The organism is Mesorhizobium sp. WSM4884 (genome assembly GCF_029625675.1).
Lineage (GTDB): Bacteria > Pseudomonadota > Alphaproteobacteria > Rhizobiales > Rhizobiaceae > Mesorhizobium.
The window spans coordinates 1-10476 of sequence record NZ_JARTVO010000023.1 but is presented as its reverse complement, the minus strand read 5'-3'; the positions used below and the strand labels follow the sequence as shown (position 1 = coordinate 10476).

The following is a 10476-nucleotide window of genomic DNA, read 5'->3' as shown; positions in this document are numbered from 1 at the left end:
CGCGTTACTCGGCCGCTTCGCGGATGCCGCCCAAGGGCGTGTCTGGGAAGGTGCAGATGACCGTCGTGCCCTTGTCAATGCCGGTCTCGATGCGCACCGTTCCGCCATGCAACTCGACGAAGCTCTTGACGATCGAGAGCCCCAACCCGGCGCCGCGCCGGCGGCCGCCATTGGCGCGCGGCTCGAAGCGGCGGAAGACCGATTCCAGCACGTCCGGCGGCATGCCGGGTCCGTCGTCGTGGACGGAGAACTCGACGCCTTCCGTCAGCCGACGGCAGGTGAGCTTGATCGTGCTCGCCTCCGGCGCATAGTTCGCGGCATTGCTCAGGAGATTGTAGAGGATTTGGCGGACGCGGATCTCGTCGCCATGGAAGCTCTTCGGCGCCGCCGCCGCGTCGACCTCGAGCTTGATCTGGTGCTCCTCCAGCCGGTCGGCGACCAGCTCGGCGGCCGCCGCGATGGTCCTGTCGATGCTCATCTCGGAAATGTCGAGCTGCATGATGCCGGCATCGACCGTCGCCAGGTCCAGTATGTCGTTGACGATGGTGAGCAGCACCGAGGACGACGAGCCGACATGCTCGACATATTCGCGCTGCTTCGGCGTCAGCGGCCCGGTCGCGGGCAGCGACAAAAGCTCGGTGAAGCCGATGATGTTGGTCAGCGGCGAGCGCAGTTCGTAGGAGACGTGCTGCACGAACTCGTTCTTCAACTGGTCGGACTTCTCCAGCGCCTCGTTTCTGTCCTTCAGCGCCCGCTCGACATTGACGGTGTCGGTGACGTCGACGAAGGTCATCATCACCTGCCCGTTGGGCAGGTGGATTACGGCATAGCTCAACACCGTGCCGTTGACGAGTTCGGTCTGGCCGTGGCGGTCGCGGCGCTCGTCGTCGAAGCCGGTGATGGCGGCGACGAAGCCGCCCCACGGGCTGTCGGAAGCGCGCTGGTCGCAAAGGTCGCGGATCGCCGAGACGTGCACGTTCGGCTTGATCGCGTCCGGCGACAATCCCCACAGCGCGACGAAGGCGGGGTTGGACAGGCGAAGCCGACCGTCCGGCCCGAACACCGCCACGCCTTCCGCCAGATTGTCCAGCGTCTCGCCCTGCACGCGCACGGCGGTCTGGTAGCGGCTTTCGAGATCGATCTTCTCGGTCAGGTTCTCGAATACCCAGGTGACCCCGCCCTTGGGCTGCGGATTGGCCAGCACGCGGATCGTCTTGCCGTCCGGCAGGTGCCACCAATGCTCCTGCGATTCGACGGCGCGATAGGCGCCGAGCAAATTCTCCTTCCAGCGCCGCCATTCCGGCTGCTCGGCGATCTTGCCGTCGCTGCGCAGCCGGTCGAGCAGCAGCGCGTTGGACGGGGCGCTGTGCAGGAAGCCGCTGTCGAGACCCCACAGCTTCTGGAATGCCTGGTTGAAGAAGCGCAGCTTCTCGTCGGCATCGAAGATCGCCACGGCCGTGTTGAGCTGGTCGAGCGTGTCGGCGTGGCTGCGCACCGTCCGCTCGTATTCGGCGCGGATCGTCTCGATGGCGCTGATGTCGCAGGCCAGTCCCGCCGAGCCGTCGGCGCTGGCGAAATCGGTGACCGAAAACATCCGGCGATCGCCGTCGATCACCGTCGACAGATTCTGCTCGAAGACAGGACGCGACTTGTGCTGCTCGGTGATCTGCTCGCGCGCCTGTCCGCCGAGGAACTCCTTCGCTTCGCGCACGGCGGCGCCCGCGCTTTCCGCTTCCACCGCCTCGGCATAGGCGCGGTTGACCCAGGTCAGCCGCCCGTCGGCCGAGCGCAGCCATGTCGGCATCTTCAGCGCATCGAGCAGACCGAGCATGGTGTCGTAGTCGGCGCTGAGCCGTTGGTTTTCGATCGTCAGCCGCGCCTGGCTGCGCAGCGTTTCCGACAGCGAGATGAAGCGGACCAGCACATGCGCGGCGCTCTTGCGGCCATGCACTTCCAGCGGCATGCCCGCCTGCGTTTCGATGACGAGGTCGAAGGCCTTCGCCTTGTCGCGGAGCCCAGCTATGGCGTTCTCGAGCGCCGCGGCCGAGCGCGGCATCAGCCAGCGGCCGAAGGCGAGGAAGGCGGACCTCTCGTCCGGCGCGCCGCTTTCCAGCGGCAGGCTGCCGATCAGCTCCGGCTTTTTGCTCTCGGAGGACCACACGACGACGCGCTGGTCGCGCAAATTGAGCAGGGCCTCCGAGCGCTGCAGGGCCGCGTTCACGTCGGCGATGCGCGCCCTGAGCTGGACATTTTGCGATGCCGTCCGCGCCCGCTCGCGGATCAGGAAGATGGCCGAGACAAGTGCCGCCCCCATGACACCGGCGAACATCGCTAGCTGCATCACTTCGACCGTGCTGAGCGGCGGAGCTGCCTTTTGCGCCATGACGGTATCGGCACGCGCCGCAAGGCCAAGCAATGGGCTGGCAAGCGTGGCGGCGGCAAGAAACGCGCCCAGGCGCGCGCCCGCACGCCACGGGAAACCGCCGCCCGTCGCGGCGGAGCCGGTCGTGATCGAATCCTCGTGGCCGCCGGAAACGGCCGTTCCCGCGCGTAGCGGGTTATCCCCCGGCATGTCTTGGTCCTCTTCGCCGCTTGAATGCAGGACCGCCCTGAATGCGTCCCCGGCCCTTCATGTCCCCGGACCGCGAATCACAACAATAACGCCTGCCGGAATCGGCGTGAAGAATCATAGGCGCAAAAAGTGAAGCCGGGCGGAATGTCAACACCCGGCTTCAATATATTGTAGATATTTTCGCTTTGGTTAATAGCGGTAGTGTTCCGGCTTGTATGGACCCTGCGGCGTCACGCCGATATAGGCCGCCTGCTCGGAAGACAGCTCCGTCAGGCGCGCGCCAAGCTTGTCGAGATGCAGCCGCGCCACCTTCTCGTCGAGGTGCTTGGGCAGCACATAGACCTGGTTCTGGTACTGGCCGTGCTTGGTGAAGAGCTCGATCTGCGCCAGCACCTGGTTGGTGAACGAGGCCGACATGACGAAGCTCGGATGACCCGTGGCATTGCCGAGGTTGAGCAGCCGGCCTTCGGACAGAAGGATCATCCGCTTGCCGTCCGGGAAGGTGATCATGTCCACTTGCGGCTTGACATTGGTCCATTGCAGGTTGCGCAGCGACGCCACCTGAATCTCGTTGTCGAAGTGGCCGATGTTGCCGACGATCACCATGTCCTTCATCGCCCGCATGTGATCGAGCGTGACGACGTCCTTATTGCCGGTGGTGGTGATGACGATGTCGGCGGTGGGGGCCGCGTCTTCCAGCGTGACGACCTCATAGCCGTCCATCGCCGCCTGCAGCGCGCAGATCGGGTCGACCTCGGTCACCTTGACGCGGGCGCCGGCGCCGCGCAGCGAAGCCGACGAGCCCTTGCCGACGTCGCCATAGCCGCAGACCACGGCGACCTTGCCGGCCATCATGGTGTCGGTGCCGCGGCGGATGCCGTCGACCAGCGATTCCTTGCAGCCGTATTTATTGTCGAACTTCGACTTGGTGACGGAGTCGTTGACGTTGATCGCCGGGAAGGGCAGCAGGCCCTTCTTCTGCAACTGATAGAGCCGGTTGACGCCGGTGGTGGTCTCCTCGGTGACGCCGCGGATAGCTTCCTTCTGTTTGGTGAAGAAGCCCGGTGAAGCCTTCATGCGCTTCTTGATCTGGGCGAACAGGATCTCTTCCTCTTCGCTGCCGGGATCGGACAGCACGTCCTCGCCGGCCTCGGCGCGGGCGCCGAGCAGGATGTACATGGTGGCGTCGCCGCCGTCGTCGAGGATCATGTTGGAAGTGCCGCCGTCGGCCCACTGGAAGATCCGGTCGGTGTAGTTCCAATAGTCCTCCAGCGACTCGCCCTTGATGGCGAACACGGGAACGCCGGCCTCGGCGATGGCAGCGGCGGCATGATCCTGGGTCGAGAAGATGTTGCAGGAGGCCCAGCGGATATCGGCGCCCAGCGCCTTCAGCGTCTCGATCAGCACCGCCGTCTGGATCGTCATGTGCAGCGAGCCGGTGATGCGCGCGCCCTTGAGCGGCTTCTTGTCGCCGAATTCCTCGCGGCAGGCCATCAGGCCCGGCATTTCGGTTTCGGCGATCTCGATCTCCTTGCGGCCCCAGCCGGCAAGCGAGATGTCGGCGACCACATAGTCCTTGCTACCCGTCATGGCAGTGCTCCGGTGTGATTGTCTCAAAGGCGCGCCGGCGCCGGGACGGCGCATGAAGGGGCGCGGATTGCCGGCCTGACTAGCAGATCGGCCGTCAAACGACAATGGGATATAAAGAAATCTTTATTCGTGCATGTCTTTGCATCAATGCATGTCGCCCAAAAGTGCGCAGCGGTCTTTGGGGGCAACGACATGCACAGACAAAACAGCATGTCGCCCAAAAGTGCCCAGCGGTTTTGGGGCAACGACATGCATAACTAAAAACTCAGATTTCCTCGCCGAAGCGCGAGGCGACCAGCTGCTCCAGCGCATCCATGGCCGGGCCGGCTTCCGGACCGGTGGCGGTGACGCGGATCGAATAACCAGGGCTTGCCGCCAGCATCATGAGGCCCATGATCGACGTGCCGCCGACCTTGACGCCGTCCTTCTCGACATGGATGGTGGCGTCGAAGCCGCTGGCGACCTGGACGAATTTGGCCGAGGCGCGGGCATGCAGGCCGCGCTGGTTGACGATCGGAAACTCCCGCACCACCTCGTCCCTCTGCGGTGCCTGGGCGTTCATTTGCTGCTCAGAAGCTGGCTGGCGACGTTGATGTATTTGCGGCCGGCGGCCTGCGCCTCGTCGAGCGCGGCAGCCATGTTGTCGCCCTTGCGGACCGAAGAAAGCTTGATCAGCATCGGCAGGTTCATGCCGGCGATCACTTCGGTGCGGCCCGATTCCATCACCGAGATGGCGAGGTTGGACGGCGTGCCGCCGAACATGTCGGTGAGCACGATGACGCCGGCGCCGCTGTCGACGCGCGCCACCGCGTCGACGATGTCGGCCCGGCGCTTCTCCATGTCGTCGTCGGCGCCGATCGCCACGGTTTCGAAATTGTCCTGTGGCCCCACCACATGTTCTACGGCATGCCGGAACTCGGTGGCGAGTTGACCGTGCGTCACGAGCACGAGTCCGATCATTCTTTGGTGGCTCCCGTCATCGCCGCTTCACAGGCGTATTTTATGTTCGCCAACCATTCCAGGCGGCGGGAGCGCTATCTTGTCGACGCACGGCCGGTTGACAAGCCCAAAATTGCGACGGCCCGGGCCATTTTGACGCATTGCAGCAAAAAATCCGGACCGCCTCATGAAAAAGGCTGTATCGAGAGCCGCGCCATCACGGCCGGCACGGCCGTGGCGGCATTGCGTTCGGCAAGGTCGATGCGCGGCACCGCGCAGCCGGCGACCGGCTCGCTGATCTCTTCTTGGAAACGGGCCATTTCCCCTTTCGGCACCAGCCGGATATGGAGGTCGATCACGCCGCCCGGTTCGAACGGCAGCGGACTTGGAATGAAGCCCGGCACTTCGGCTAGGCCTGCGATGGTGGCCGGCGCCCGGCAGACCAGCCGTCCGTGATGCGGGGCGGCAAGCAGCCTGTCGTCGCCGATCAGCCGCGAAAACAGGCCACGGATCCGGCAATGGTCGATGAGCGTCAGCGCCAGCGTCGTCTTGCCGGCGCCGGACGGCCCGGTGATGAGGACGCCGCACTCGCCGATCAGGATCGCCGTTCCGTGGATGTTTTCAGGCTTCGCCGCAGGGTCGGGCATGATCGTGTCCTGGTATCTCCCTTGGTATCGTGAAGACTGGGGAACCGGAGATCAGCCTTCGGCCGGCAGCGTCACCACGAAGCGCGCGCCCTTGATCTCGCCCGGCTTGGTGCCGGGGATGTTTTCCGCCGTCAGCGTGCCGCCATGTGCCTCGACGATCTGGCGGCTGATCGACAACCCAAGGCCGGAATTCTGGCCAAAAGCCTCGCCGGCGGGCCGGTCGGTATAGAAGCGCTCGAAGATGCGGTCGATCTTTTCGGCCCTGATGCCCGGGCCGTTGTCGTCGACGGTGACGATGTTGAACTTGCCGGCGCGCGCCAGCGAGATGGTGATGTGGCCGTGTTCCTCGGGAACGAAGGAGCGGGCGTTCTCGATCAGGTTGGTGATGACCTGGCCGATCCTGAGATCGTGGCCGGTCACGACATAGCCTTTGATGCCCTGCGGCAGCTTGGCGACCTTGAGCTCGATCTCGACCGCCTTCTTGTTGCGCGTCGTCTCGCGCGAGACCGCGATGAGATCGGTGATGAACTTCTTCAGATCGACCGCGGAGGCATCCTCGCGTGCCAGTTCGGCGTCCAGGCGCGAGGCGTCGGAAATGTCGGTGATCAGCCGGTCGAGCCGCTTCACGTCGTGCTGGATGATCTCCATCAGCCGCCCGCGCGAATTCTCGTTCTTGGCCAGCGGCAGCGTCTCGACGGCGCTGCGCAGCGAGGTCAGCGGGTTCTTGAGCTCGTGCGAGACGTCGGCGGCGAAGCTTTCGATCGCCTCGATGCGCGCATAGAGCGCGTTGGTCATGTCGCGCACGGCGATCGATAGGTTGCCGATCTCGTCCTGCCGGTCGGAGAAGTCCGGGATTTCCTCACGGCTCTTGACGCCGCGCCGCACCCGGACGGCGGCGGCGGAGAGCCGCCGCAGCGGATTGGCGATGGTCGAGGCCAACAGCATCGACAGGATGGCGGTGACGAGGGCCGCGATGCCGAACACGCGCAGGATCGCCTTGCGTTCGGCCGCGACGATCTTGTCGATGTCGCCCCCTTCGGTGGACAGCATCAATACGCCGAGCACGGCGCGGAAGCGCTGGATGGGCACCGCCACCGAGACGATCTGCTCGCCCTGCTCGCTCACCCGCACGATGGTCGAGGGGCTGCCGGTCAACGCCTTGACCACCTCGGGGAAGGCCGCGCCGTTGCCGCCGGGCTGTTCGTGATAGACGGGCAGGTCCTTGTTGCGGAAGAAGTCGAAGACGAATTTCTCGACGCGCTCCAACAGATCCGGCTGCTCGTCGTCGACGGGCGGCAGGTCGTAACGCAGGATCTGGCCGCGCGAATAGAGATGGCGCGAATCGAGCAGGAGGTTGGCGTCGCGGTCATAGATGCGGGCGCGCGTGCGGGTCGGCGAGATCAGCCGTCTCAGCACCGGCGCCACGCGCTCGGGATTGATCGGGAAGTCGAGATTGTCGAGCTGGTCGGAACCCGGCCCCAGGCTTTCGCCGGCCTGCAGCTCGAGCAGCTTTTCCGGATCGATGCTGATCGAGTCGGTCTCGACCGTCGCCGAGGCCGCGATGGCGCCGGCGATGATCTCGCCTTGCGTCATCAGACTTTCGACGCGCGCGTCGATCAGCCCGTCGCGGAAGGTGTTGAGGTAGAGAATGCCGGTGACCAGCACGGCGAGGCCGGCCAGGTTGAGGAACAGGATGCGCCGCGTCAGGCTGGAGAAGATGTGGTGGCCGAGAAACCGGCGCATCGGCACCGTGATTTTCGACACGAACGCGGGCACGATCCGCGACGGGCGCTTCGCCGCGCCCGCCCGCCTGCCTCGCTCTACTTCCACTGCCATCAACTAGCAGTCCCTGTTTGGTGAATGATGAATGGTGAATGGAAAAATGGGGCGCTTAAGATAGAGCCAGTGGGCCGCTCGCACCATTCACTATTCACCATTGACCATTCACTATCTCAAGCTTCGCGGAACCGGTATCCGACTCCGTACAGGGTTTCGATCATCTCGAAGTCGTCGTCGACGGCCTTGAACTTCTTGCGCAGCCGCTTGATGTGACTGTCAATGGTGCGGTCGTCGACATAGACCTGCTCATCATAGGCCGAATCCATCAGCGCATCACGGCTTTTTACCACGCCGGGGCGCTGCGCCAGCGAATGCAGGATGAGGAACTCCGTCACCGTCAGCGTCACCGGCTCGCCCTTCCAGGTGCAGGTGTGCCGCTCCTGGTCCATCACCAGCTGGCCGCGCTCGAGCGAGCGGGCCTGCTGGCTGGGCGCCTTGGCGGCTGCCTCACGGGCGCTGGTGCGGCGCAGCACCGCGCGCACCCGCTCGACCAAAAGACGCTGCGAGAACGGTTTGCGGATGAAGTCGTCGGCGCCCATCTTGAGGCCGAACAATTCATCGATCTCGTCGTCCTTCGAGGTCAGGAAGATCACCGGCAGGTCGGATTTCTGGCGCATCCGGCGCAACAGCTCCATGCCGTCCATGCGCGGCATCTTGATGTCGAGGATGGCAAGGTTCGGCGGGCGAGCCGCCAGGCCTTCCAGCGCCGACGCACCATCCGTGTAGGTTTCGACGCGGTAACCCTCGGATTCGAGGGCGATCGAGACCGAAGTCAGAATGTTGCGGTCGTCATCGACAAGCGCGATAGTTGCCATTTCAAGCGGCTCCCTCATGAGCTGTCCCTTCTGTCGTCGAGAAGGGGCTTTTGTGGACAAATTGGGTACAAAATGTGGCATGGCCCCTCTCCGAAGTCACGGGCGGCCTGCCGCTACATACGATCGCACCCGACACGGGATTGGACGAACAAAGCGTGCCAATCCTTTGGGCAACCTCAGTGAGTTTTTGCACATCTAAACGATTTAAACAACTTTCAAATTTTTTAAATCGATTAATGATTTGATATCATTTGGCTTTTCTGGTTCTGAACCTTATCGGCCCATCTGCGGCTCCGAAAACCCACCGGTCGAACGCGGCCAAATCCAGAGAGGAAACTTGATGTCGGAAGCCGGCAAACGCAACCCCGACTGCGCCATTGGCGCCATCGGCCTGAAGACCACGGGCATGGTGCATTACAATTTCGGCGCCGCCGAGCTTTATGAGGAAGCGATCCGCCGCGGCGAGGTGAAATTGACGGTGCAGGGCGCGCTGGTTGCCGAGACCGGCCAGCACACCGGTCGCTCGCCGAAGGATAAGTTCGTGGTGTGCGACGACAACACCGGCCCGCATGTCTGGTGGGATAACAACAAGGCGATCTCGCCGGCGCAGTTCGAGGCGCTCCATGCCGATTTCCGCGCCCACGCTGCGGGCAGGGATCTCTATGTGCAGGACCTCGTCGGCGGTGCCGACGCGGAGTTCCGGTTGCCGGTCCGGGTCGTTACCGAGCTCGCTTGGCATTCGCTGTTCATCCGTAATCTCCTGATCCGCCCGGAAGCTTCGGAACTCGAACGCTTCCTGCCTCAGATGACCATCATCGACCTGCCGTCATTCCGCGCCGACCCGGCCCGCCACGGCACCCGCGCCGAGACGGTGATCGCGGTCGATCTGACCCGCAAGATCGTGCTGATCGGCGGCACGTCCTATGCCGGCGAGATGAAGAAGTCGGTGTTCACCGTGCTGAACTACCTGCTGCCGCAAAAGGGTGTGATGCCGATGCATTGCTCGGCCAATGAGGGACCCGCCGGCGATGCGGCCGTCTTCTTCGGCCTGTCGGGCACCGGCAAGACGACGCTTTCCGCCGACCCGGCGCGCACGCTGATCGGTGACGACGAGCACGGCTGGGGCCCGCACGGCATCTTCAACTTCGAAGGCGGCTGCTACGCCAAGACCATCAGGCTGTCGGCCGAGGCGGAGCCGGAGATCTTCGCCACGACGCAGCGTTTCGGCACGGTGCTGGAGAATGTGGTGCTCGACTCTGCCCGCGTACCGGATTTCGACGACGGCAGCCTCACTGAAAACACCCGCTGCGCCTATCCGCTGGACTACATTCCCAATGCCTCGAGGACCGGCCGCGCCGGTCATCCGAAGAACATCATCATGCTGACCGCCGACGCTTTCGGTGTCATGCCGCCGATCGCCAGGCTGACGCCGGCGCAGGCGATGTACCACTTCCTCTCCGGCTACACCGCGAAGGTCGCGGGGACGGAGAGGGGTGTCACCGAGCCCGAAGCGACATTCTCGACCTGCTTCGGCGCGCCCTTCATGCCGCGCCATCCGTCCGAATACGGCAAGCTGCTGCGCGAACTGATCGCCGGCCACGGCGTCGATTGCTGGCTGGTCAACACCGGCTGGACAGGCGGCGCCTACGGCACCGGCCGCCGCATGCCGATCAAGGAGACGCGCGCCCTGCTCGGGGCCGCTCTTGATGGCTCGCTCAATGCCGCCGCTTTCCGCACCGACGCCAATTTCGGCTTCGAGGTGCCGGTGGCGGTCCCCGGCGTCGACGGCGCCATCCTCGATCCGCGCTCGACCTGGGCCGACAAGCTGGCCTACGACCGGCAAGCCGCGAAGCTGGTCGGCATGTTCGCGGTCAATTTCGAGAAGTTCGAAAAGTATGTCGATGCAACCATCATGGGCGCGGCTCCTCGCCTGCAGGAAGCGGCCGAATAATCACAGCCGCAGGCATCTTTCTTCCAGGGCCCGGCCGCAAGCCGGCCCTTCAGACTGTTGACGAACCCCGTCGATTTTCGGCGGGGTTTTGTTTTGGGGGTTGATTGAGCTTGGCAAATCGGT

Annotated in this window: 8 protein-coding genes; 1 reads left to right on the top strand and 7 read right to left on the bottom strand. The window is 64.1% G+C overall.

What is annotated here, in order from left to right; translation table 11 throughout:
- Window positions 1–4: 4 nt before the first annotated feature.
- The 7 genes from P9236_RS26220 to P9236_RS26190 form a co-directional block, all read right to left on the bottom strand.
- Window positions 5–2572 (bottom strand): PAS domain-containing sensor histidine kinase, encoded by a 2568-nt coding sequence (locus P9236_RS26220; RefSeq protein ID WP_278077537.1) that lies wholly within the window; start codon window positions 2570–2572, stop codon window positions 5–7.
- Window positions 2573–2761: 189 nt separating this feature from the next.
- Window positions 2762–4162, bottom strand: coding sequence for an adenosylhomocysteinase (gene ahcY / locus P9236_RS26215; protein WP_278077536.1), 1401 nt, complete (start codon window positions 4160–4162; stop codon window positions 2762–2764).
- Window positions 4163–4427: 265 nt separating this feature from the next.
- On the bottom strand, window positions 4428–4724 hold the full coding sequence (locus tag P9236_RS26210; RefSeq protein ID WP_278077535.1) for an HPr family phosphocarrier protein: 297 nt from the start codon (window positions 4722–4724) through the stop codon (window positions 4428–4430).
- Window positions 4721–5122, bottom strand: a complete 402-nt coding sequence (locus P9236_RS26205; protein WP_126086530.1) for a PTS sugar transporter subunit IIA — start codon at window positions 5120–5122, stop codon at window positions 4721–4723. The genes P9236_RS26210 and P9236_RS26205 overlap by 4 nt, the downstream gene beginning before the upstream one ends.
- Window positions 5123–5286: 164 nt before the next feature.
- Entirely contained in the window at window positions 5287–5748 is a 462-nt protein-coding gene (locus P9236_RS26200) for an HPr kinase/phosphorylase (RefSeq protein ID WP_278077534.1), read from the bottom strand.
- Between the two features lie 51 nt (window positions 5749–5799).
- A complete protein-coding gene (locus tag P9236_RS26195) occupies window positions 5800–7584 on the bottom strand; it encodes a sensor histidine kinase (protein WP_278077533.1) in 1785 nt (594 codons plus the stop codon).
- Between the two features lie 116 nt (window positions 7585–7700).
- A complete protein-coding gene (locus P9236_RS26190; RefSeq protein WP_006201274.1) occupies window positions 7701–8402 on the bottom strand; it encodes a response regulator transcription factor in 702 nt (233 codons plus the stop codon).
- A 340-nt stretch (window positions 8403–8742) separates the two neighbouring features.
- Here P9236_RS26190 and P9236_RS26185 point away from each other — a divergent pair, with 340 nt between their 5' ends.
- Window positions 8743–10353, top strand: a complete 1611-nt coding sequence (locus P9236_RS26185; RefSeq protein ID WP_278077532.1) for a phosphoenolpyruvate carboxykinase — start codon at window positions 8743–8745, stop codon at window positions 10351–10353.
- The last annotated feature ends 123 nt before the right edge of the window (window positions 10354–10476 follow it).

Coding starts and splice junctions, on each gene's coding strand:
- P9236_RS26220 (WP_278077537.1), bottom strand. CDS start 2,572: ATGCCGGGGGATAACCCGCTACGCGCGGGAACGGCCGTTTCCGGCGGC.
- P9236_RS26205 (WP_126086530.1), bottom strand. CDS start 5,122: ATGATCGGACTCGTGCTCGTGACGCACGGTCAACTCGCCACCGAGTTC.
- ahcY (WP_278077536.1), bottom strand. CDS start 4,162: ATGACGGGTAGCAAGGACTATGTGGTCGCCGACATCTCGCTTGCCGGC.
- P9236_RS26210 (WP_278077535.1), bottom strand. CDS start 4,724: ATGAACGCCCAGGCACCGCAGAGGGACGAGGTGGTGCGGGAGTTTCCG.
- P9236_RS26185 (WP_278077532.1), top strand. CDS start 8,743: ATGTCGGAAGCCGGCAAACGCAACCCCGACTGCGCCATTGGCGCCATC.
- P9236_RS26190 (WP_006201274.1), bottom strand. CDS start 8,402: ATGGCAACTATCGCGCTTGTCGATGACGACCGCAACATTCTGACTTCG.
- P9236_RS26195 (WP_278077533.1), bottom strand. CDS start 7,584: ATGGCAGTGGAAGTAGAGCGAGGCAGGCGGGCGGGCGCGGCGAAGCGC.
- P9236_RS26200 (WP_278077534.1), bottom strand. CDS start 5,748: ATGCCCGACCCTGCGGCGAAGCCTGAAAACATCCACGGAACGGCGATC.